At 32.8% G+C, this 22,677-nt stretch carries 23 protein-coding genes and 1 riboswitch; all 23 genes read left to right on the top strand.

The window, feature by feature from the left end; genetic code table 11:
• Nucleotides 1–41: 41 nt before the first annotated feature.
• The 23 genes from ACYQ39_RS04385 (at nt 42) to ACYQ39_RS04275 (ending at nt 22,658) form a co-directional block, all read left to right on the top strand.
• Complete coding sequence (locus tag ACYQ39_RS04385; protein ID WP_459840655.1) at nt 42–383, top strand: STAS domain-containing protein; 342 nt, start codon at nt 42–44, stop codon at nt 381–383.
• Between the two features lie 4 nt (nt 384–387).
• On the top strand, nt 388–816 hold the full coding sequence (gene spoIIAB / locus ACYQ39_RS04380; RefSeq protein WP_459840654.1) for an anti-sigma F factor: 429 nt from the start codon (nt 388–390) through the stop codon (nt 814–816).
• A gap of 9 nt (nt 817–825) precedes the next feature.
• Nucleotides 826–1,590, top strand: coding sequence for a SigB/SigF/SigG family RNA polymerase sigma factor (locus tag ACYQ39_RS04375; RefSeq protein WP_459840653.1), 765 nt, complete (start codon nt 826–828; stop codon nt 1,588–1,590).
• Nucleotides 1,591–1,676: 86 nt separating this feature from the next.
• Entirely contained in the window at nt 1,677–1,841 is a 165-nt protein-coding gene (locus ACYQ39_RS04370) for a hypothetical protein (RefSeq protein ID WP_459840652.1), read from the top strand.
• Nucleotides 1,831–2,481 (top strand): stage V sporulation protein AA, encoded by a 651-nt coding sequence (locus ACYQ39_RS04365; RefSeq protein WP_459840651.1) that lies wholly within the window; start codon nt 1,831–1,833, stop codon nt 2,479–2,481. The genes ACYQ39_RS04370 and ACYQ39_RS04365 overlap by 11 nt, the downstream gene beginning before the upstream one ends.
• 76 nt (nt 2,482–2,557) lie before the next feature.
• A complete protein-coding gene (locus tag ACYQ39_RS04360) occupies nt 2,558–2,947 on the top strand; it encodes a stage V sporulation protein AB (protein ID WP_459840650.1) in 390 nt (129 codons plus the stop codon).
• Between the two features lie 18 nt (nt 2,948–2,965).
• Nucleotides 2,966–3,412: a stage V sporulation protein AC gene (gene spoVAC / locus ACYQ39_RS04355; protein WP_459840649.1), complete on the top strand. Its 447-nt coding sequence runs from the start codon at nt 2,966–2,968 to the stop codon at nt 3,410–3,412.
• A gap of 15 nt (nt 3,413–3,427) precedes the next feature.
• Nucleotides 3,428–4,531 (top strand): stage V sporulation protein AD, encoded by a 1,104-nt coding sequence (gene spoVAD, locus ACYQ39_RS04350; RefSeq protein ID WP_459840648.1) that lies wholly within the window; start codon nt 3,428–3,430, stop codon nt 4,529–4,531.
• A gap of 3 nt (nt 4,532–4,534) precedes the next feature.
• The gene (gene spoVAE, locus ACYQ39_RS04345) at nt 4,535–4,885 is read left to right on the top strand and encodes a stage V sporulation protein AE (protein WP_459840647.1); all 351 of its coding nucleotides are present in this window, start codon (nt 4,535–4,537) and stop codon (nt 4,883–4,885) included.
• A gap of 42 nt (nt 4,886–4,927) precedes the next feature.
• Nucleotides 4,928–5,509, top strand: coding sequence for a stage V sporulation protein AE (locus ACYQ39_RS04340; RefSeq protein ID WP_459840646.1), 582 nt, complete (start codon nt 4,928–4,930; stop codon nt 5,507–5,509).
• Nucleotides 5,493–6,953 (top strand): spore germination protein, encoded by a 1,461-nt coding sequence (locus tag ACYQ39_RS04335; RefSeq protein ID WP_459840645.1) that lies wholly within the window; start codon nt 5,493–5,495, stop codon nt 6,951–6,953. Before ACYQ39_RS04340 ends, ACYQ39_RS04335 begins: the two co-directional genes overlap by 17 nt.
• Before the next feature lie 12 nt (nt 6,954–6,965).
• Nucleotides 6,966–7,883, top strand: a complete 918-nt coding sequence (locus ACYQ39_RS04330; protein WP_459840644.1) for an acyl-CoA dehydratase activase-related protein — start codon at nt 6,966–6,968, stop codon at nt 7,881–7,883.
• Nucleotides 7,884–8,987, top strand: a complete 1,104-nt coding sequence (locus tag ACYQ39_RS04325) for an acyl-CoA dehydratase activase-related protein (RefSeq protein WP_459840643.1) — start codon at nt 7,884–7,886, stop codon at nt 8,985–8,987. It begins immediately after the preceding gene.
• Complete coding sequence (locus tag ACYQ39_RS04320; protein ID WP_459840642.1) at nt 8,984–9,934, top strand: acyl-CoA dehydratase activase; 951 nt, start codon at nt 8,984–8,986, stop codon at nt 9,932–9,934. The genes ACYQ39_RS04325 and ACYQ39_RS04320 overlap by 4 nt, the downstream gene beginning before the upstream one ends.
• Before the next feature lie 195 nt (nt 9,935–10,129).
• Nucleotides 10,130–12,868: an efflux RND transporter permease subunit gene (locus ACYQ39_RS04315; protein WP_459840641.1), complete on the top strand. Its 2,739-nt coding sequence runs from the start codon at nt 10,130–10,132 to the stop codon at nt 12,866–12,868.
• Nucleotides 12,869–12,908: 40 nt separating this feature from the next.
• A complete protein-coding gene (locus ACYQ39_RS04310; RefSeq protein WP_459840640.1) occupies nt 12,909–13,715 on the top strand; it encodes an outer membrane lipoprotein-sorting protein in 807 nt (268 codons plus the stop codon).
• Between the two features lie 42 nt (nt 13,716–13,757).
• The gene (locus tag ACYQ39_RS04305; protein ID WP_459840639.1) at nt 13,758–15,134 is read left to right on the top strand and encodes a hypothetical protein; all 1,377 of its coding nucleotides are present in this window, start codon (nt 13,758–13,760) and stop codon (nt 15,132–15,134) included.
• Nucleotides 15,135–15,157: 23 nt separating this feature from the next.
• Nucleotides 15,158–15,730: a TetR/AcrR family transcriptional regulator gene (locus tag ACYQ39_RS04300; RefSeq protein ID WP_459840638.1), complete on the top strand. Its 573-nt coding sequence runs from the start codon at nt 15,158–15,160 to the stop codon at nt 15,728–15,730.
• A gap of 167 nt (nt 15,731–15,897) precedes the next feature.
• Complete coding sequence (locus ACYQ39_RS04295; RefSeq protein ID WP_459840637.1) at nt 15,898–16,815, top strand: DMT family transporter; 918 nt, start codon at nt 15,898–15,900, stop codon at nt 16,813–16,815.
• A gap of 71 nt (nt 16,816–16,886) precedes the next feature.
• Nucleotides 16,887–17,354, top strand: coding sequence for a topoisomerase DNA-binding C4 zinc finger domain-containing protein (locus ACYQ39_RS04290; protein WP_459840636.1), 468 nt, complete (start codon nt 16,887–16,889; stop codon nt 17,352–17,354).
• A gap of 73 nt (nt 17,355–17,427) precedes the next feature.
• A riboswitch (Lysine riboswitch) is annotated at nt 17,428–17,599 on the top strand.
• A 110-nt stretch (nt 17,600–17,709) separates the two neighbouring features.
• Nucleotides 17,710–19,023 (top strand): diaminopimelate decarboxylase, encoded by a 1,314-nt coding sequence (gene lysA / locus ACYQ39_RS04285; RefSeq protein ID WP_459840635.1) that lies wholly within the window; start codon nt 17,710–17,712, stop codon nt 19,021–19,023.
• 389 nt (nt 19,024–19,412) lie between these two features.
• Nucleotides 19,413–22,040: a CBS domain-containing protein gene (locus ACYQ39_RS04280; RefSeq protein ID WP_459840634.1), complete on the top strand. Its 2,628-nt coding sequence runs from the start codon at nt 19,413–19,415 to the stop codon at nt 22,038–22,040.
• Nucleotides 22,041–22,043: 3 nt separating this feature from the next.
• Complete coding sequence (locus ACYQ39_RS04275; protein WP_459840633.1) at nt 22,044–22,658, top strand: site-2 protease family protein; 615 nt, start codon at nt 22,044–22,046, stop codon at nt 22,656–22,658.
• Nucleotides 22,659–22,677 lie beyond the last annotated feature (19 nt).

Raw genomic sequence — 22,677 nt, 5'->3', positions numbered from 1 at the left:
ACTTATGTTGAAAATATAGTTTAGTGAAAGGAGTGTTAGAAATGCAGTTACTCTTTGAAAAAGTAGATAATAATTTAATTGTTAAGTTAGAGGGAGAGTTTGATTTAAATACAGCTGATTATTTTAAAAAAGAAGTTGGAAAGAAGATTACTGCTGGGAATAAAAGATTGATTTTAGATTTAGAAGGAGTTGAATTTATAGATAGCTCGGGGTTAGGAGCTATTTTAAGCAAGTATAAAGTACTTAATAAAGAAGGTGGTTATTTAGTAGCAGTTAATTTAACTCCTCAAGTAAAAAGAATATTTGAAGTATCTGGTATCTTAAAATTATTAGAAATTTATTCATCTCGTCAAGAAGCTTTAGATAATATTGCAAGGAGGTAGAGTAATGGAAAATAAAGCAGAGTTAATTATTGATAGTTCATCAGAAAATATTGGGTTAGCTAGGGTAACGGTAGCTTCCTTTGCCTCACAGTTGGATTTTACCCTATCAGCTATAGAAGAATTGAAAGTGGCTATTTCTGAAGCAGTTTCTAATGCTATTATTCATGGGTATAATCAAAAAGAAGGGCAAGTTAAAATTAAAATGCTGATTTCTGGAGAGAAATTAGAAGTAGTAGTTATAGATGAAGGTTGTGGGATTGAAGATGTTGAAGCAGTACGAGAGCCTTCTTATACTACTGAAGATAGAATGGGTTTAGGATTGACTTTTATTGATTCTTTTATGGATTATTTTGAGATCAGATCAGAATTGGGCCAAGGAACAGAACTAAAGATGGTTAAGGAACCTACTCGAGAAAAACAACAGGTTAATTAGGTGTGGATTATGGAAAAGATACCTCGAGCAATGATTGAGCAGGCAGAAGTATTATCTTCTGCTGAAACAAGAGAATTATTAGAAAGATTCAAAACTGGAGATGGACAAGCTAAGGATAAGTTAGTTAAATGTAATTTACGATTGGTTTTGAAGATGGCCCATCGTTTTAAAAATAGTCGTTATTCTCTTGAAGATATCTTTCAAGTAGGGAATATTGGTTTAATCAAAGCTATTGAAAACTTTGATTTAACTAAAGAAGTTAAGTTTTCTACTTATGCTGTACCAAAAATTATTGGTGAGATTAAGATGTTTTTAAGAGATGATCATCCAGTAAAGGTAAGTAGAAGTTTAAAAGAAGATGCTCAAAAAGTCAGAAAAACCAAAAAAAGATTGACAAATGAATTAGGAAGAGAACCAACTATCCAAGAGTTGAGTGAAGAAGTTGGTCTAGCTTGTGAAGAGATTATTAATGCTTTGGAGGCAGTTCAGAATCCTGCTTCATTATATAGCTCATCTTCCCAGAGTCAAGATGGTAATTTAGAATTAATTGATCAATTGGGAATAGAAGATAAAGAATATAATAGTTGCTTGAATAAAATATTACTGAAACAGATTTTAAAGCAATTGAATCAAAGAGCACAAAGAATAATTAAGTTGCGGTTTTTTGAAGATAAGTCTCAGTCAGAAGTAGCTGAAGTGATAGGAGTATCACAGGCTCATATTTCTAGATTAGAAAAACAGATACTAGAATCTATTAGAAATAGATTAGATTGAAGCACAGGTGTTTATACCTGTGCTTCTTTGTATTAAATATATTATTTTTACACATAATAGCTTTAGAAAGAGGTGGTGGGAATAGAATGAAATTAAGGAGCGTTCTCATTGTAACTATAATAGTAATTTTATTTGTTGTAGGTATTTCGATCATAAAAGATGATATCTTTTTTGAAGATAGGGTATCTTCACGGGCCAAAAAGGTAGATGCACCTCGATTGAACCTTAGAGGTGATATATATGATTATTAAAAAGAAGGATATATACTTTAAGACCAAAAGAGAAATCAGAGCCAAACCAGGGCAGATGCTATTATTAAAAAATTTAGGTGAAGTTACTGCTGTTTCTGAACTACAGCAGCAGGTAGAGGAGATAGAGATAAAAAAAGTAGATAAAGCAGCTGGACAATCAATGATTATTACAGCATTAGAAGTCGTTCAGGCAATAAAAGAAGAGTTTCCTACAGCTAAAGTGAATCACTTAGGAGAAGCAGATGTGATTGTAGATATCAAAGAAGATATTCAAGGTAATAAAAAGAGTAATCAATCTAAATTATATCTAGCTTTAGTATCTATAATTCTATTCTTAGGCTCAGCTATGGCTATTATGAATTTTCATGCCGATGTAAGTATGAGTAGAGTTCATCAGCAGATCTACCAATTAATTATGGGTCGTAGTGAGAAGAACCCTCTCTTATTACAGATACCTTACTCAATTGGGGTTGCCTGTGGAATGTTTCTCTTTTTTAACAGTGTATTTAATTATAAGTTAGATGATGATCCAAGTCCGTTAGAAGTAGAGATGTACTTATACGAAGATAAACTTAACCGCTTTTCATTACATCAGAAAGCACAAGAGGCTAAACAAGATAAAAATAGAGATAATTCATAATAAAGTAGGTTCTGTAGGTTAGGTGATCTATTTGAAAAGTTTAGTATTAATTATTATTGGCTTGGGAGAGGGGGTAGTGGTAGGAACAGCTTTAGTAGCATTTTTATTAGTATTGGATGTAATTCCAAGACTGGTTCGTTTTAGTCAGGCTAATAAAAAGCAACTCAGATTTTATCAGTTCCTAATCTTAGTTGGTCCATTTATAGCTACTAACTTGCAATTCTATAATTTTCAATTACCACAGCTTAGACCATTAAATCAGTTGGTAGTAATAATCTGTGGTCTGGTATTTGGCACTTTTGTTGGTTTGGTAGCAGGAGCTTTAACTGAAGTTTTAAAAGTATTACCAGTATTAAGTAGAAGGTTAAATTTAGAAAGAGAGATGAGACTGTTATTACTAATAGTTATATTAGGTAAAACAATTGGTTCCTTACTTTACTGGTTAATACCAGGTTTGGGGCTTTAAGCTTTAAGGAGTGATTAGATGAGTCGAATAGATAAAACACCAGATGAGTATCAAAAGTTAATTCAAAAACACAGACCTTCTGATTCTAAAATTAAGAATTTTTTTGTTGCTTATATTATTGGTGGGTTAATCTGCTTAGGTGGTCAACTAATAATTAATTTATTAACAGGAGTAGGATTTTCTTCTGCAGATGCTAGTGCTTTAAATGCCATAATCTTAATAGTGATTGGAGGATTGCTGACTGGATTAGGAGTCTATGATGAAATGGCTCAAATTGCTGGAGCAGGAACTATAGTTCCTATTACAGGTTTTGCTAATGCAATTGTAGCTCCAGCTATGGAGTATAGACAAGAAGGATATGTTTTAGGGTTAGGAGCAAATATATATTCTATAGCTGGTCCAGTATTAACTTATGGGATGTTATCTGCAATGTTAATAGGAATTCTTAAAATATTATTTAGTTAGAGGAGTGGATGATAGTTGCAAAAACAAGGACAGCAAACAATAAAGTTTGATAATCCACCACAAATCATTTCAGCCTCTTCAGTTGTAGGAAATAAAGAAAATCAAGGGCCACTAGGTGAGTATTTTGATCAAGTTATTTCTGACGCATATAATCAGCAACAGACTTGGGAACAGGCTCAAATTCAGATGACTGCAGATGTACTAAAAGATGTTTTACGAAAAGCAAACTTATCTGAAGGAGATATTGATTATCTGTTAGCAGGAGATCTCTTAAACCAAACTATAGTATCTAATTTTGTAGCTCGAGATTTTTCGGCCCCTTTTTTAGGTTTATTTGGAGCTTGTTCTACAATGATTGAGGCTATGGCAGTAGGAGGAATGATGGTTGATGGAGGAGCTGCCAATAAAGTATTAGCTTATACTTCTAGCCATTACCAAGCTACTGAAAGACAGTTTAGGACTCCCAATGAATATGGAGATAAATACCCTCCTTATAAACAGCGAACAGTAACAGGGGCTGGAGCAGTGGTTTTAAATAATCAACAGGGAGGAGCTCAGATTACTGAGGCTACTCTAGGAACAGTAGTTGATTTAGGAGTTAGTGATCCTAAAGATATGGGATCAGCTATGGCTCCTGCAGCTGCTGATACTATATTACAGCATTTAGAAGATGTAGGCCGTAATCCTAGTGATTATGATCTGATTGTAACTGGTGATTTGGGACAAGTTGGTAAATCATTAACTAAAGATTTATTATCAGAACAGGGTTGTGAAGTGAAAGATAATTATGATGATTGTGGAGCTATGATTTATAATTCTAATCAGAAGGCAGGGGCAGGAGGAAGTGGATGTGGTTGTTCAGCAATAGTAGTAAGTTCTTATTTACTACCACAGTTAATGTATAATAATTTAAAACGTATTCTGGTTTTAGGTACTGGAGCTTTACTTAATCCTATTACTCCTTTACAAGGTGAAACAATACCTTGTATTGCCCATGCTGTTACTCTAGAAGGTACAGGACAGATAGTAGAAGGAATTGGGCGTGAAGATATAAAAGATGATTTAGCTACTACTATAGAACCTGTAAATATAGAAGATTTGACTGGAAATGAGGGGTAGATAATGTCTTATTTAATGGCCTTTCTAATAGGAGGCTTAATTTGTGGATTAGGTCAGTTATTTTTAGATTTTACTAATTATACTCCGGCACATTTACTAGTATTACTAGTAGTTATTGGTTCTCTATTAACAGGGTTAGGTCTTACTCAGCCTTTAATTGATTTAGCAGGAGCAGGAGTAACTGTACCAGTAATGAACTTTGGATTTATTTTAACTAAAGGGGTATTATTAGAAGTAGAAAGAGATGGATTTTTAGGTTTATTTACTGGGGTATTAGAGATAGGAAGTGCTGGAGTAAGTGCTGCAATAGTTATTGGATTTTTGATGGCAGCTATTTTTAGACCTAAGGAATAAATAGCAGTTACTAAAATTGTTGATACAGTAGGGAGGACATAAATGAAGAAAAAAGAGGTTATAATAGTTACTGATGGTGATTTGACAGCTCAAGAAGCCATTGAAGAGGCAAGTCAGGAATTAGATTTAAGAGTTGTTTCTAAATCAGCTGGCAATCCAACTCCCTTATCTGGACAGAAAATATTAGAGATGATTGAAGGTTGTCCTACTGACCCAGTGGTAGTTATGTTTGATGATAATGGTGATTTGAACTGTGGAGATGGGGAAACAGCCTTAAGAATAGTAATATCTAGTGATAAGATAAAGGTCTTAGGGGTATTAGCAGTTGCTTCTAATTCAAAAAAAGTGGCAGGCGTTAATCCTGACTTTTCAGTTACTAAAGAAGGTAAGATTGTAAAACCACCTGTAGATAAGAATGGAACTGCTGAACCAGATAATCATCAATTTTTAGAAGGAGATACTGTAGATACAATTAATCAACTTCAGGATACAATAATAGTAGGAATTGGCGATTTGGGGAAGATGGAAGGTCAGGATGATGTAAACTTAGGTGCACCTGTGACTAAAAAGGCACTAAGAGAGATACTTATAAGGAGTGGAAGACAAGATGGGGAAGAAGACTAAGATTAGTAAAGATTTAAGTGAAAATCTACATGTTATTAAAGACAAAGTTGATGGGCCAAAGACCTTTGACTTTGTTAATCGTGATTTTAAAATTGCTGGTAAAGAAGCAAGTATAGTCTTTATTGATGGTTTTCAAAAGAGTATGTTGATGAGTCGATTAGTTGAGTACTTGATGGATGCTAAAAGAGAAGATTTAAGTGTTGATATGGTAAAGAAGATAATAGAAGATAGACTACCTGTCTTAGAAGTAGCAACTGCTGATACAATAGAAGGAGTAATGGATGAAGTTTTAGCAGGGCCTCAAGCTTTATTTATTGATGGTATAAATAAAGCAATTATCATCGATGCTCGCACTTGGATGTCTCGTGGTCTTTCTGAGCCTGAACTAGAGAAGTCTACTCGTGGTCCAGAAGATGGTTTCGTTGAAACTATGTTATTTAATATCCAACGGATTAGAAGAAGACTTCGAGATCCTAAGTTTAGGGCTGAAGCATTACGGGTAGGTGAGAGAAGTAAGACTGATATTGCTGTATCTTATATTGAAGATATTGCTGATAAGGATATAGTAAAGCAAGTAAAGGATAAGTTGAAGGAGATTAAAGTCGATGCATTGCCATTAGCTGATAGGACTATACAAGACTTTCTGACTGGAACTTCTTTAAATCCATTACCTAAAGTAAGATATACCAATAGACCTGATGTAGTTACTGCTCACCTTTTAGAAGGTAAGGTGGCTGTTATAGTAGATGGCTCGCCTACTGTGTTATTGTTACCAGCTACCTTCTTTGATCAGACTCAAGCAATAGAAGATTATCGCCAATCCGCTTTATCAGGTACTTATTTGAAATTGATTAGATTCGTTAGCATTTTTTTCTCTTTGATACTGCCACCTTTATGGTTGGTCTTTGCTTATGGACCTGAATGGTTGCCAGAAAGTTTACAATTTATTGGGATTAAAGACCCAGGTCAAGTTCCTATTGGAATGCAATTTATAATAGCTAGTCTTGGTATAGATTTAATTCAGATTGCTTCTATTCAGGTGCCTAGTTCTTTAGCTACTTCATTAGGTTTAATTGGTGCTTTAATGTTAGGTGAGTTTTCTGTTAAGGTAGGATTATTTAGTTCAGAGACTATTCTGTATATGGCCATTGGCGCTATTAGTAACTTTGCAATTCCTGGATTTGAGTTATCTATGAGTTTTAAGGTCTTTAGATTGGCTCTAATGATTTTAGCTATCTATTTCAGAATACCAGGTTTATTAGTAGGTTTGGCCTTAATCCTATTATTATTTTCTGTTACTAAATCTTTTGGTGTTCCCTACTTATGGCCATTGATTCCTTTCAATTGGAAGGCTCTAAAGACTTATCTCTTTCGACAACCAATATTGCATTTGGACAAGAGAAGACCAGAATTTAGTGATACAAATGATGAGACTCGAAAATAAGGGGGAGATAAAATGAAACCCAGGATAGGGATTCCCCAAGCTTTATTATATCATAATTATTATCCAGCTTGGGAGGCTTTCTTTACTGAGTTAGATTGTAAAGTAGTAACTTCTAATCAATCGACAAAGGAAGTAGTTGATACTGGAGTTAGATTAGCTACTGATGAAGCTTGTTTACCTGTTAAACTATTTTTAGGACATGTTGATGATCTTAAAAAGAGATCAGATTATTTATTTATTCCTAGAGTAGTGAGTGTTAACTCTAAAGAGTATTTATGTCCTAAGTTCATGGGGTTACCTGATATGGTAAGGTATAATATTGATAACCTGCCCCCTTTACTTGATACGACAATTGATATAAGGAATAATAGATTGAATCTAATTAAATCAGCTTTGAATCTAGGAAAAGAGTTAGATAGAGATTATTGGCAAGTGCTGAGGGCTACTTGGAAAGGGTGGAGAGCATTAAGAGAATATTATCAAGAATTAAGGTCTCAGCAACAACAAACTGAATATAAAATTGCTCTTTTAGGTCATGAATATATTGTTTATGATTCTCATATTAGTATGGATTTAGTCGATCATTTGCAGGATAGAGGAATTGGTGTTATTACTGCTAATATGTTGTCTGACTCTGCAATTAAAGATGGTTTGTCCTATCTATCTAAGGATATGTTCTGGACCTTTAGTAAACGTATGTTAGGAGCGGCCTATCACTTTTTTAATCGAGGGGATATAGATGGCATTATCCAGCTGACGGCATTTGGTTGTGGTCCTGATTCTTTAGTAGGAGAGATGATAGAACGAGAAGCTAAACAACAAAGTGATCAACCTTTTATGTCTCTGAATTTAGATGAACATACAGGAGAGGCAGGATTAATTACTAGATTAGAGGCCTTTGTTGATATGATCTGTTGGGAGGGGGTATAGATGAAGGCTACTTTTCCACATATGGGAACTATGGATATAGCAGTAAAGACTCTATTAAAAGAATTAGATTTAGAGGTGATTCCTCCACCTCCAACTACTAAACGTACTCTAGAACTAGGAGTCAAATATGCCCCTGAGTTTGCTTGTCTACCTCTAAAGATTAATATTGGTAATTTTATTGAAGCTTTAGAGCAAGGAGCTGATACAATTGTAATGGGAGGTGGAGCAGGTCCTTGTAGATTTGGTTATTATGGTGAAGTGGAAAGAAAGATTTTAAATGATTTAGGTTATGATTTTGAAATGATTGTATTAGAGCCAGTTCAGCTTAGCTGGCAGCAATTTTATGAAAAGTTAAAGTTATTATTAGGAAATATTTCTTGGTGGAAATTGATTAGTGCTTGGAGAAAAGGCTGGGCCAAAGCTAAAGGGATGGATCATCTGAGTCAAACAGTTAATCAGCTAAGACCATACTTAGTTGATAGAAAAGAAGGTACTAAAGTATATAAAGAAGGTCTAGAGTTAATAGACCAAGCTGATTCAATAAAAGAGACTAGATCAGTAGTAGATAAGGTAGAGAATAGATTCTCGAACTTAGAAAGAAGAAATAATTATACTCCTCTGAAAGTAGGAATGGTAGGTGAAATCTTTGTAGTTTTAGAGCCTTTTACTAACTTCAATTTAGAGCAGAAATTAGGTGAACGAGGGATTATAGTAGATAGATCTATTTACTTAACAGATTGGATTAGAGAGAATTTATATTTAGGATATTTTAAGGATAAGGATAAACACGAAAAGATAGAGAAAGCAGCCAAGCCTTATCTTAATCATTTTGTAGGAGGTCACGGTTTAGAATCAGTAGGAGAGACAGTCCTCTATGCTGAAGATGGCTATGATGGGGTAGTTCATCTAGCTCCTTTTACCTGTATGCCTGAGATTATAGCCAATAGTATTCTACCTACTATTAGTCAGAATTTAGATATTCCTATATTATCTTTAAGTGTTGATGAACAGACTGGAGAGGCAGGTTTTATTACTAGATTAGAAGCTTTTGTAGATTTATTGGCCCGTAAAAAGGAGAAAAAAGAGGAGGAGCAGGTAGTATGAAACAAGGTTATTTAGGAATTGATGTTGGTTCAGTAAGTACTAATATAGCAGTTGTTGATTCAGATCAGAATATAATTGAGAAACTATATTTACGAACCAATGGTCAACCAATTGATGCTATTCAAAAAGGTTTAGCTAAAATTAGAGATAAGATAGATATTGAGGTTTTAGGTGTGGGGACTACAGGTAGTGCCAGAAATTTAGCTGGAGTAATTGTAGGGGCCGATGTAGTCAAAAATGAGATTACAGCTCATGCTGTAGCTGCATCTAATGTAGTATCTGGAGTGCAGACAATCTTAGAAATTGGAGGTCAGGATTCAAAGTTAACAATTTTAAGAGATGGTGTAGTAGTTGATTTTGCTATGAATACTGTTTGTGCTGCGGGAACAGGATCATTTTTAGATCAGCAAGCTAGTCGATTAAATATACCTATTGAAGAATTTGGAGATTTAGCTTTAGATGCAGAGAATCCTGTTAGGATAGCAGGTCGCTGTTCAGTCTTTGCTGAATCGGATATGATTCATAAACAACAGTTAGGACATAATTTAGCAGATATTATAGCTGGATTATGTCAAGCTATGGTTAGAAATTATTTAAATAATGTAGGTCAAGGAAAAGAGATTTTAGGACCAGTTGTCTTCCAGGGAGGAGTAGCTGCTAATAGTGGAATTAAAGCTGCTTTCGAAAAAGAGTTAGGAGCGGAAGTAATTGTACCTGAGTATCATGATGTAATGGGTGCTATTGGTTCGGCGTTGTTGGCCCAAGAAGCAGTTTCTAGAAAAGAAGAATCTGACTTTAAAGGATTTGATACTTCAGATTTTGATTACCATGCTTCTAGTTTTGAATGTAGTGATTGTCCTAACCACTGTGAAATCATTAATATTCATCGAGATGATGAGGTTATTGCTCGTTGGGGATCTAAATGTCCTAAATGGGAAGCAGTATAATTAGCATATAGAGGCGTTTTTATCTGAAACAGCCAAGCAAACTCCATCTAAATAGTTTATTTAGGTGGAGAGGTTCACAATCGCCTATATATATTTCATTGACAAATATTATAATATTATATATAATAATTACCGTACAGAACTGACTGGTCAGTTCTGTGATAACTTATATAAGTATAAATTAGGAGGGGAATTATGAATAAAATATTAAAGTGGCCTTGGATAGTTATTGCTATAATAAGTATTATTACTATTTTCTTAGCTATTCAAGTGCCAAATATAAAGATTAATAATGCTGTCAAAATATTTTTGCCACATAATCATCCAGCAAAAGTTAATAATGAACAGATGGAAGAGATATATGGTAGTTCTGATGTAATAGCAGTAGCTATAAAAAGTAAGAAAGGAGCCATTCTATCTAAAGATAATATTGTAGCTATAGAAGAAATAACTAGTGATTTAGAAGAAATAGTCAATGTAGATGAGGTAACCTCACTTACTAATGCAGACTATATTGAAGGTACTGCAGAAGGAATGAAAGTAAATGAATTAGTAACAGAATCTATAGCTAATAAAGAAAAACTTAAAGATAAACTTATTTCGTGGGATTTATATAAAGATAATCTGTATACTGATGAATTAAATGCTACTCAAATTAGTATTAAATTAAAATCAGAGCTTACAATTAATGAGAAAGAAGAAGTTTATTTTAAGATTCAAAAAAAGTTGAAAAAATATAAAGATAGTAATTTTAAATTTCATATTGCAGGTAGTCCAGCTATTAATGTTTTGATGGGTAATAATATGGAGTCTGACTTAAAAAGGTTAATACCATTTGTTATTGGTGTTGTTTTAATATCTTTATATCTTTCCTTTAAGAATTTAGGGGGAGTAGTTTTACCTATCTTAACAGTTCTAATCAGTACGATTTGGACTTTAGGAATAATGGCTTTATTAAATATTCAATTAACAATGGTATCAACAGTTATTCCTGTCTTATTAGTTGCAGTGGGAAGTGCTTATGGAATACATATTATTAGTCATTATTATGATGATTTAAGAGAAAAGAATGAAAAAATGACAGAAGATGAACATCGACAAGTAGTTTTAGAAACCGTAACTAAAGTTGGTAAGCCAGTTTTATTAGCTGGATTAACTACTATTGTAGGTTTTGGTTCTTTAGGAACAAGTAATATAGTTCCTATTAAAGAATTTGGAATCTTCACAGCAGTTGGGGTAGCAACTGCTTTGATTGTAGCATTAACTTTAATTCCAGCAATTTTATTAGTTAGGCATAATAATTTACAGTATGATGAAGATGAAAATGGCGCTCAGGGGTTTATAGATAAGGTGATTCTTGGTTTATATCACTATTTTTCTAAAAAAAGGATTCGAGTTTTGGTTCTAGCTCTAATTATTATTATTATCTCTAGTTATGGTATGTCGCAGATTGTAATTGATAATATAATGATTAAAATGTTTAAAGAAGATACTAAAATTAGGCAAGGAGATAAATTTATAAATAATAATTTTGCTGGAACCAATATTCTTAATGTGTTAGTAGATGGAGAAGATAAAGGTAGTTTAACTAATCCAGAAGTTTTAAAGCAGATGGAAGGACTAAAAAGTTATTTAACTACTAAATATGATGAAGTAGGTAAGGTTACTTCAGTTGCTGATTTTATAAAACGCATGAATAAAGTAATGAATTATCCTCAAGAAGAGACTACAGTAGCAAAAAGTAATTCTAACAAATCTATTACTAGTGAAGAGACTACAAATAGTTTTGGAAAAGAAAGTACAACTGAATTTGGGACAGAGACTACTTCTGATTTTGAGCAGGAGACTACCTCTAGCTTTGGAGCAGAAACAACAAGTGATTTTGGAGGGCAAGAAACTACTTCTGACTTTGGAACTAAAGATAAAGTTACTTCACAACAAAGTAAAGAAAGTAGTTTAGATTCTAAGTCTCCTTCACAAGAGAAGATATCAGAAAAAGAAATGGTAAGTTTACTTAATAAAGCTATTATAAAAGCTAAAAAGTTGAATTTGACTGGTGAAGAATTAGTAGAAGCTATAAATAAAGAATTGAATTATAAAGGTGCAGCATATAATGAAATTCCTTATGACCCAGCTAAATATTCTGTAGCAGATAGAAAACAATTAAAAAATCTTATTTCTCAGTATTTATTAATGTATTCTGGAAGCTTAGACGATTTAATTAATGATCAATTAGAACCTTCTAAAGCAAGAATTATGGTTCAAATAAAGACAGGAAGTAATATAGTTACTAAGAAGATCAAAGAAGATATCAAAAACTATGTTGCTGAAAACTTCCCTGAAGGATATCAAATATCAGTTACTGGGCATGCTAATATGTCTCTGGCAGTTAATAATTTGATAGTATCAAGTCAAATTACAAGTATTTTAATATCATTAGTAATAGTGTTTTTGATTGTAGCACTTAACTATAAGTCAATTATTGCTGGATTTTATGGAATAATTCCATTAAGTATTTCTCTGTTGATAAACTTTGGAGTGATGGGTTTTGCAGGAATTAGATTAGATATTGCTACTTCAATGGTAGCTTCTATAGCAATAGGTATTGGAGTAGATTATACAGTTCATTTTCTAGCAGAATATTATCATCAGCGACAACAGACTGATGATTTAGAAGTGGTCTGTCAAAATACTTTATTGACTTCTGGAAAAGCAATAATATTCAATGCTGTCTCTGTAGCAGCTGGTTTTTCTGTCTTGTTATTTTCTAATTTCACACCGCTGATCAACTTAGGTTTATTAGTTACTTTAACCATGATAACTTCATCTTTAGCAGCAATGACAATATTACCAGCTTTATTAAATCTATTTAAGCCTAAGTTCATAAAGAAAGGTGCAGTAGGTGGGAAGGAAGTAGACAGTCTTAATTTTTAAGTAGGTGATTAATAATAATTAAAATAGAGGGGGAATAAGAATGAAGAAGAAAATATCGATTTTAGTATTAGGGTTAATTGTAATTTTAAGTACTAGTGCCTTTGCAACGACTGGAAAAGAAGTTATGGAAAGAGTGGAAAATAGAGATACAGGAACTACAATGCATGCTTTAATGGGGATGGATTTAATAGATGAAACAGGAGAAGTAAAACCTAGAACTTTAGAGGTATGGGGAGAAACTTATAACCAATCAGAAGATCTATCACGAACTATTATGGAATTTAGAACTCCAGCCTCTGTACAGGGGACTAGATTTTTGCAGGTTGAGAACAAAAATCGAGATGATGATAAATGGATTTATCTACCCGCTTTAGGCAGAGTGAGAAGAATTGCTGCCTCTCAAGGAGATAGTTCTTTTATGGGGTCTGATTTTACTTATGATGATATGGAAACTAGAGAAGTAGAGGAAGATAAACATAAATTATTACGACAAGAAAAGTTAGGTAAATATGAATGCTATGTAGTAAAATCTGTACCCAAAGATTTAAAAGCATCCCAGTATGCTAAAAGAATTTCTTGGGTGACAAAAAAGCATTCTATTCCTGTTAGAGTAGAAATGTATAGTAAAAAAACAGGAGAAGTAGAGAAGGTAATGAAAGTGAAGCAAAATATTAAGAAGGTTCAAGGGATTTGGACTATTTTTAATACTATTATGAAAGATAAAGAGACTGGACACTCTACTAGGTTATATGTTAAACGTAGTAAGGCAGGAGCACCTTATATTGAATATAATAAGAGAATTAGTCCCCAAAGATTTACTAAACGATTCTTAAGAACTGGAAGATAAATTTAACGATAATTAATAAAATATTTTTGAGGGGGGAATAATATGAGAAAAGTGGTAGTGACTACATTATCATTATTATTATTATTTAATATAGTTATGGTTAATACTGTCCAATCAGCAGAGAGTGCTTTTAATCAAGGTAGTTCAGGGCCAAAAGCTAACGAGACTAGCGCTTTCGGTGAAAGTGCATTTGGTGATAGTACTACAGGATTTGGAGCCAGTTCTGATAGGTTAAGTTGGGGAGGAAGTTTAAAGTTTGATATTAGAGAACTTATAGATGATCAGTTAGTAGACAATTCTACAACAGAATTAGATCTAGATTTAGATTATAAAAAGGATAACTCAGAACTGAAAACCACTTTAAATTTTGATAGCTCTAAAGAGGATACAGCTAATATTGAAGAAACCTTTATGAGATTATACTATGATAATTTTGATTTAGTTGCAGGTAAGAAGAAAGTAGTCTGGGGTAAAGGGGATCGGTTACATGTAGTAGATAATTTAACGGGAGAAGATTTGACTGATTTTGTTAATCCTGATTATTTAGATAGACAGATTGGTGAAGAGATGATAAAATTGAATTATTATCTAGGTAATGGAACTTTAGAAGCAGTTTATACACCTGAGTTTACTTCTGATCAATATGCTGAATCTGGGAATTGGAAATCAAGTCTTATAGAAAATAAGTTAGGAAAGATTAATAAGTTATTTGGATCTGATTTGCAATTGGGTGACTTAGAGCAAGAAGATGATGATGGTCAGTTTGCTCTACGATATACTAATTCTAAAAGTGGTTATGATTATGGATTTTCTCTCTATCAAGGTTATTTAAGAAGTCCAAGTATTACTAATGCTAATAATCCATCTAATACTAAAATAGATTATGATCGAGTAACTACTTTAGGAACAGAGTTTAGTTCTGTAATTGCTGGGGTTAACTCTCGAGCTGAATTAGCTTACTATTTAACAGAAGATAGATCTGGTACTGATCCAACAGTACATAATAATAAAGTAGCTTGGTTAGTTGGTGGAGATAAGGATATAGGGTTGCATAATGTTAATATTAACTTACAGATAAAGAGTGAGTTAGTATTAGATAAAGATGAAGTTAAAGATAATACTAATCTAGCAACTAGAAAGATTGATATAGATTATAATCAAGATGGCGATTATTTTACTAATCTAGTAGCTCTTGAAATAACAGATAAATTTAAAAATGAAACTATCTTACCATCGATTACTTTAACTTATAATGTAGAAGATCATGACTATATGTTAGATAATGAAATAGAATATAAACTTAAAGATGATACTAGCTTAAAATTAAATTATAAGTTATTTGCAGGAGATGAGGATACTAACTTTGGTCAATTCGATGATAATGATTACTTATCTGCAACATTTAAATATGATTTTTAATAAGTAATTGAGGAGTTGGAATTATGCATCCTAAGAAAGAACTAATTTTTACAGTAGCTGTAGCAGAGTTTTCAAAAAAGGGAGCCGATAGTACTACAATGCAGGAGATTGCTCAAGAGGCTGGTGTAGGAAAAGGAACATTATATCGCTATTTTGATAATAAAGAAGATTTAATTTCCTCATTAATAGAGACTGGTTTTAAAGACCTAACAAGTCAAATTCAAAGAGAAGTAGATAATATTACAGATCCGCAGAAGAAACTAGAGAAATCAATTAGTATTCAACTTGAATTTTATAATCAAAATCGAGATTTTAGTAAGTTTTTAACTAGAGAAATATGGGGTTATAAGAGTAAGTTTGAAGAGAATATTAGACAGATTAGAGGTAGTCATACTGTAGTTTTGGAAGAAATTATAGAAGAGGGAATTGCTAGTGATAAATTTAAAGATTTAAATATAGAAACAGCTGCTGCTTCTTTAATTGGGATGGTAAATATAACAGCACTACATTGGTTTATGTTCAAGGATGAGTTTTTGGTAGATCAGATTAAGGATGAAATCATTGAGTTATACTTTAATGGATTAATTAAAGATTGAGTCCTCTCTTAACATTTATATATATTATAAAGGCCAACTATCTTGTTGGCCTTTTCTATGTGTTGAACTATAATTTTACTAATGAAAGAATAGTTCATCTAACAAATCAATACTTCATCAGATATAATAAGAGACGAAAAGATAAGAATTAGATAGGAGTGAAAGTGATGTACTTTAAGTATTTACCTATTTTGTGTGGATTACTTGTGTCAGTAATCTTTGGTTTTTCTTTTATATTTACTAAAGAAGCATTATCAGTTATTAGTACTTTTCATCTGTTAGGTTTTAGATTTGCTATAGCTACATTATTACTTACTATATTAAATATAATGGGAATTATTAAACTGGATTTTAAAGAAAAGAATATTAGATTATTATTCTTATTAAGTTTCTTTCAACCAGTAATTTATTTTATCTGTGAAACAGTAGGGATTAGGTTAACTACCTCTTCTGAAGCAGGAATGATGATAGCATTAATTCCTGTAAGTGTTACTATTTTAGCGGCTATCTTTCTTAATGAAAGACCAGCCTTAAAACAGATTGGATTTATTATTTCTTCAGTGGTGGGAGTATTATTTATTATTGTTATGAAAGGAAGTTTAAAGTTTAGTGGTCAGCTAGGAGGTATTTTATTCTTATTAGGTGCAGTTTTGTCGGCTGGATTCTATAATATTCTGTCTCGTAAATCCTCTCTAGAATTTAAACCAGTGGAAATAACATATGTTATGATGTGGATTGGGGCTTTATTCTTTAATGGAGTAGCTATTATTCAACATCTTAATCAAGGGCAGTTGGCCCAGTATTTTGCTCCTTTAAGAAATTCAAAAGTTTTAATGGCAATCATTTATTTAGGAATATTATCATCAGTAGCAGCCTTCTTTATGGTTAATTTTATGCTTTCTAAGTTAGAGCCTTATCAGTCTGCTGTCTTTACTAACTTTACGACTGTAGTTTCAATAGTAGCAGGAGTAGTATTTCGAGGAGAACCTTTTTACTGGTTTCATTTAGTAGGAGCTTTATTAATTTTGATAGGTGTTTGGGGAACTAACTATTATGGAGTTTCCAAAGAAGTTGCTACTGGATAAGTGTTTTTCATTATTTAATTAGCTTAAGTCAAGAGTTAATAAGTAGAGTTAGCTTGAAGGGAATAATTAATTTGATTAAAGATTTTCAAATCAACGATATAATTGATTATAGCTTAAACTATTCGCTTGAAGCTAGCTTTTTATTTAAATCAACCTTCTTCTTGCAAGTATCCGGTATTATTTATTTGATAACGTTATGTTACTTATTTTATGATTGTGATGAAGTCTGGATTGTAACAACTACTAATAAACTTTCTAATGATGTTAATAAGACAGCTACTATATTAGGAGTTGAAATAGTTAATCGAAGGACTTTAAATCAGTACTTAGTAGATATAGGATTCTGTCAACAGAGTGAAAAAAGAAAGGTGAAGAACTCAGAACCAGAGAAGAAAGATACTAATAAGCAGACAAAGATTGTAGGAGAAATCTGTCCTAAATGTGGCAGTAAAATGGAGATTGAAGAAGGAAAGTATGGTCAGTTTTGGGGATGTAGCCAGTTTCCTGATTGTAAAGAAACAGTTAGTATCAAAGAATAGCCAAATAATTGATAATTAATTTCAAAAAGGTTTGACAAGATAGACTAATTATGTTAAGCTATTTCCAACTGAATAAAACGATAGAGGAGCAACAATTATCAGTACTTCTAAGAAGCTAAGGTTAAGCGTAGAATTAGAAGGAAAGGGATTATTGCCGAAGCTCTAAAAGAGATTACCAGCTTTTAGAGTTGGTAATATAACTAATAGTTATATTACTGCCATTTCTGTGGAGAGCTATTTTAGGACTGGGATACGGTTATGAGATAAGTTGGCTCATAACCATTTTTTATTATTAGTAATCAAAAATTAGTGTGAGAAAATAGTAATATAGAGTAGGGAGAAAGGAGTATAGATTATGAAATTACAAGGAACAATGGAGATTAATGAGAAGGGAACTTTAGAGATTGCTGGTCATGACTTAGAGGATATTGCCGAGGAATATGGAACAGCGCTATATATATTAGATGAAGCTGAAATCAGGAATAACTGTCGTGCTTACAGAGAGTCTTTTGAGAAGTGGTATCCTAATTCGGAGACTTTATATGCTAGTAAGGCCTTCTTATCTGTAGCAATGGCTAAGATTATTGACCAAGAAGGATTAGGTTTAGATATTGTATCAGGAGGAGAGTTATATACAGCTTTAGAGGCTGACTTTCCAGTAGAAAAGCTTTATTTTCATGGTAATAATAAGACACCTGATGAAATTGAAATGGCTTTAGATGCAGAAGTAGGTACTTTTGTAGTCGATAATCAGTATGAGTTGGAGTTATTAAATCAATTAGCTGGTAAACATGGAGTAGTGCAGGAGATTCTACTTAGAGTTACACCAGGTATTGAAGCTCACACTCATAGTTATATTCAGACTGGACAGACAGATTCTAAATTTGGAGTAGGAGTTCAAAATGGTTTAGCTCTAGAGGTAATCAAAGATGCTAAAGAGCTAGATAATGTTAAATTGACAGGATTACATTGTCATATTGGTTCTCAAATCTTTAAGCTGAAGTCATTTGGTAAGGCAATTGAGATTATGATGGACTTTGTTGAGGAAGTTAAAGAAGAGACAGGGTTAGTAATGGAGAAGTTAAACTTAGGTGGTGGAATTGGTATTCCTTATACTGAAGAAGAGAATAAGCCAAGTATTGATGATTATGCTCGGATTGTAACAGAAACAATTAAAGATACATGTGAAAGATTAGATATGCCACTACCAAAGATTATTAATGAACCAGGGCGGTCTATTATTGGTACTGCTGGTTCTACACTTTATCGCGTAGGTTCGGTAAAAGAGATTCCTGATATTAGAAAGTATGTTGCTGTTGATGGTGGTATGCCAGATAATATTAGACCTGCTCTTTATGATGCTGAATATGAAGCTACTATAGTTAATAAAGCAGATCAAGATCCAGAAGAGGAAGTAACAATTACAGGTAAGTGTTGTGAATCTGGTGATATTTTAATTAAGGATATTGAATTGCCTAAAGCAGAGTCTGGTGATCTATTATTGACTTCTTGCACAGGAGCTTATGGTTATGCTATGAGTAGTAATTATAATGGTTTAACTAGACCAGGAGTCTTATTATTAAGTGAAGATAGTGTAGACTGGATTGTTAAGCCTGAAAATTATAAAGATCTAATAGCTAATGATGTAGTACCAGAACGATTAAAGTAATTAGTAATAAATAATTAAATTTATAAACTAGTAAGGGCGCCTTAGGGCGCTCTACTTTTTTTCTGTCACCTTTTATGGTATAATAATAAGGTGTGTCACTTTTAGTGACACAGCTATCAGCTGTCTGCTATGTGCTATTAGCTAATTCAAAACTTAATTCACTATGAATTCTATATTCTAGGGATTTTATTGCATTTATGATTTTGATTCAGCTCACGAATCATAGCATATGGCTAATAACCGTGGCACGAAAGTGCCACTTTATATCAATAATTTAATAAGATGATTAGTGAATAATAAATAATAAATAACAAGGGATAGAAAGTAATTTTTATTATAATTATTTTTGAATTTAACTGTAAATTGTAAACTAATAAAAGGGTGATAAAATGGAAATAATCACTAGTCACCAGCGAACTGATTTTGATGGATTGGCTGCTATGGTAGCAGCAAAGAAGTTATATCCAGAAGCTAGAATGGTTTTTTCAGGTAAGTTAGCTAATAATGTAAAGAACTTTATGGCTCTTTATAAAGATAGAATTCCTATTAAACGAGTTAGTGATATAGATAAACCAGAGGTAGAAAGAGTTATTATGGTGGATAATGATCTACCTGCTAGGACAGGTTCGTTAGCTGATTTATTTGAAAAGGAGCAGGTTGATATATTGATCTATGATCATCATCAGGAGAATACAGCTGTTGATGATGATAAAATTATTAAGTCTGTTGGAGCTACGACTACTATCTTAGTAGAGAAATTGTTACAGCAGGAGGTAGAGATTACTTCTTTTGAAGCGACTTTATTTGCATTGGGAATTTATGAAGATACAGGAAGTTTGATTTATCAATCAACTACTTCTTTAGATGTTCAAGTTGTAGCTTCTTTATTAGAGCAAGGGGCCAACTTAGAGATTGTTGAAGAGTATATAGATTACTCTCTAGATCGTAAACAACAGAAGTTATTTAATAAATTATTAGATTCTTTACACCAGATTTCAGTTAAAGGCTTAAAGATTGATACTTTTCAGGCTGAAGTGGAGGAGTATATTCCTGATATTGCCTTGTTGGCCCATAAGTTAAATGAATTACATAATTGTGATGCTTTATTTGTTGTAATTAAGTTTGCAGGTGAAGATAAAGTTTTGGTTATTGGTCGTAGTAATAGTGATAATATTAATGTAGCAGAAATATTAAATCACTTTGGAGGGGGAGGCCATAATCGAGCTGCTTCAGCTACAGTTAAGTGTAATGAAGGGTGTGATCTCTTAGCTTGGGAACAGAAAGTCTTACAGGTAGCACGAGAAAAGGTTAATCCGTCAGTCTTAGTTGAAGATATAATGTCTAGTCCTGTCAAGACAGTTACTCCTGATACAACAATGGAGGAAGCAGATGAGATTATGTTACGTAAAGGTTGGTCAGGCTTAGTAGTCTGTGATGATAATGAATTAGTTGGTATTATCTCTAAGCGAGATATTGATAAGGTCAGAAATTATGATCTACTTCATGCTCCTGTCAAAGGGTATATGTCGACTAAGGTAATTACTATTGAACCTGAAGCCTCATTAAAGGAAGTCCAAGAAGAGATTGTTGAGCATGATATTGGGCGACTACCTGTAATTGATAAAGAGGATAATATAGTAGGAATTGTGACTCGCAATGACCTGTTAAGATTATTCTATGGTACTGATGATTATCTTAAGAATCGTCAGAACTTATATGGACGTAGTCTGGTACAGGTTCAAGAGAGGAGATATGATGTAACTGAAGAGCTTAAACTAGTAGATAGAGAGATTATTGAACTACTACAGCAGGCTGGTGAATTAGCTGATGAACTTGGTTATAATCTATATATTGTAGGTGGCTTTGTTAGAGATTTATTATTAGATAGGATTAATTTAGATCTTGACTTGGTGGTAGAAGGTGAAGGGATTGAGTTTGCTAAGATGTTGGCTCAAGAGTTAAATGGAGATCTTGATTTATACCATGATTTTGGGACAGCAGTTGTTGATTTAGGTGATTTGAAGTTAGATATTGCTACTACTAGAGTCGAGTATTATCCTTATACTGCTAGTCTACCTGAAGTTGAGTCTGGTTCAATTCAGCAGGATCTTTTCCGGCGTGATTTTACTATTAATGCTTTAGCTATTCAGCTTAATCCAGATTCTTTCGGTCAGTTAGTTGATTATTTCAATGGTAAAGCAGATTTGGAATCAGGGATTATTCGTCTACTACATAACTTTAGTTTATATGATGATCCAACAAGAGTCTTTCGTGGATTGCGATTTGCTAGTCGTTATGGATATCAATTTGATGAACAGACAGAAGATTTAATTAGACAGGCTATTGAATTAGATGTAATTGATAAGCTGAGTCCTAATAGGTTGTTTGGTAAGCTAGAGCATGGTCTAAAAGATGCACACCCTAAAGTATTTATTGATCTATTGGCTGACTATGGAATACTAAGTTACTTTATTGATGGACTGTCTTGGGATAATGAGAAAAGAGAGTTGGCCCAGCAAGTAGATAGAGTGCTAGACTGGTTAGCTAATTTAGAAATAGAGGTCAAGTTTGGGCAGTGGATGCTTTATTTAATGGTTTTAGTATCTAATCTGGGTAGTAGACAATTAGAAGAGTTTAGTACTAAGTTTAATTTAACTAGTAATTTAACCCAATATGTAGAGTTTACTCAACAAGTTGATAAGGTAACTACTAAATTAAAGGAAGTTGAGCAGAATAGTAAAATATACTATACTTTAGAGGTCTTAGATTTAGAGGAGTTACTATTTGTTTTAGTTAATGACTTTAGTTTAGAGGATAAGATTGGTCTTTATTTAGAAGAGTTAAAGTGGGTTGAACTAGAAGTTGGTGGTCAGGATATTATTGATTTAGGTTATCAACCTGGCCCTTATTTTAAAGAAGTGTTGGATAAAGTAAAACAAGCTAAATTAAATGATAAGATAGATTCTTACCAAGAAGAAGAATCATTTCTAAAAGATTGTTTAGAAGAAAGGGGGTAAAGAATGGGAGGCTTTATTGGTGAGTTAATATTATTAATTCCTATATTATTGTTATCATTATCAATGCATGAGTTTGCTCATGGAAAGATGGCAGATATATTAGGTGATCCTACTCCAGAGGCGACAGGGAGGTTGACTTTAAATCCATTGGCCCATTTGAGCTTTTTAGGTACTTTTGTTTTATTGATTACTAGAAGATTTGGTTGGGCCAAGCCAGTTCAAATAAATCCTAGATATTTTGAAAATGAAAAGCGAGGTATGATGTTAGTTGGGTTAGCAGGTCCATTGGCTAATATCTTATTAGCAGTTTTATTTGCTGTAATTTACAATCATTTACCTTTTTTATATTCATTTTTAAATCCAAGGGTGATAGCTCTCTTCTTTCGGATTGCTATTGGTGTTAATTTAGGTTTAGCTATATTTAATCTGATTCCTGTACCACCTTTAGATGGTTCTAAGATCTTAGAAGGTATTCTACCGAGCAGTATGAATCATATTATATATAACCTTAAAGCTTATGGGCCATTCTTTTTATTGTTATTTTTATTTATGGGGTGGTTAGATTTTATTATTAATCCAGCTTTCAATATATTATTTAGGTTGATTTTACAAGTTTAAGTTGTTAGTGTGAGGAATC

The organism is Halanaerocella petrolearia, assembly GCF_054657875.1.
The sequence above is the reverse complement of the archived record's forward strand: the minus strand, read 5'-3'. Positions and strand labels throughout refer to the sequence as shown.

Excerpts from the sequence above, each read along its gene's own strand:
- spoIIAB (WP_459840654.1), top strand. The coding sequence starts at position 388 with ATGGAAAATAAAGCAGAGTTAATTATTGATAGTTCATCAGAAAATATT.
- spoVAE (WP_459840647.1), top strand. The coding sequence starts at position 4,535 with ATGTCTTATTTAATGGCCTTTCTAATAGGAGGCTTAATTTGTGGATTA.
- ACYQ39_RS04295 (WP_459840637.1), top strand. The coding sequence starts at position 15,898 with ATGTACTTTAAGTATTTACCTATTTTGTGTGGATTACTTGTGTCAGTA.
- ACYQ39_RS04310 (WP_459840640.1), top strand. The coding sequence starts at position 12,909 with ATGAAGAAGAAAATATCGATTTTAGTATTAGGGTTAATTGTAATTTTA.
- ACYQ39_RS04315 (WP_459840641.1), top strand. The coding sequence starts at position 10,130 with ATGAATAAAATATTAAAGTGGCCTTGGATAGTTATTGCTATAATAAGT.
- ACYQ39_RS04385 (WP_459840655.1), top strand. The coding sequence starts at position 42 with ATGCAGTTACTCTTTGAAAAAGTAGATAATAATTTAATTGTTAAGTTA.
- spoVAC (WP_459840649.1), top strand. The coding sequence starts at position 2,966 with ATGAGTCGAATAGATAAAACACCAGATGAGTATCAAAAGTTAATTCAA.
- ACYQ39_RS04335 (WP_459840645.1), top strand. The coding sequence starts at position 5,493 with ATGGGGAAGAAGACTAAGATTAGTAAAGATTTAAGTGAAAATCTACAT.
- ACYQ39_RS04370 (WP_459840652.1), top strand. The coding sequence starts at position 1,677 with ATGAAATTAAGGAGCGTTCTCATTGTAACTATAATAGTAATTTTATTT.
- ACYQ39_RS04325 (WP_459840643.1), top strand. The coding sequence starts at position 7,884 with ATGAAGGCTACTTTTCCACATATGGGAACTATGGATATAGCAGTAAAG.
- ACYQ39_RS04280 (WP_459840634.1), top strand. The coding sequence starts at position 19,413 with ATGGAAATAATCACTAGTCACCAGCGAACTGATTTTGATGGATTGGCT.
- ACYQ39_RS04365 (WP_459840651.1), top strand. The coding sequence starts at position 1,831 with ATGATTATTAAAAAGAAGGATATATACTTTAAGACCAAAAGAGAAATC.
- ACYQ39_RS04330 (WP_459840644.1), top strand. The coding sequence starts at position 6,966 with ATGAAACCCAGGATAGGGATTCCCCAAGCTTTATTATATCATAATTAT.
- ACYQ39_RS04320 (WP_459840642.1), top strand. The coding sequence starts at position 8,984 with ATGAAACAAGGTTATTTAGGAATTGATGTTGGTTCAGTAAGTACTAAT.
- ACYQ39_RS04300 (WP_459840638.1), top strand. The coding sequence starts at position 15,158 with ATGCATCCTAAGAAAGAACTAATTTTTACAGTAGCTGTAGCAGAGTTT.
- ACYQ39_RS04275 (WP_459840633.1), top strand. The coding sequence starts at position 22,044 with ATGGGAGGCTTTATTGGTGAGTTAATATTATTAATTCCTATATTATTG.
- ACYQ39_RS04340 (WP_459840646.1), top strand. The coding sequence starts at position 4,928 with ATGAAGAAAAAAGAGGTTATAATAGTTACTGATGGTGATTTGACAGCT.
- ACYQ39_RS04305 (WP_459840639.1), top strand. The coding sequence starts at position 13,758 with ATGAGAAAAGTGGTAGTGACTACATTATCATTATTATTATTATTTAAT.
- ACYQ39_RS04375 (WP_459840653.1), top strand. The coding sequence starts at position 826 with ATGGAAAAGATACCTCGAGCAATGATTGAGCAGGCAGAAGTATTATCT.
- lysA (WP_459840635.1), top strand. The coding sequence starts at position 17,710 with ATGAAATTACAAGGAACAATGGAGATTAATGAGAAGGGAACTTTAGAG.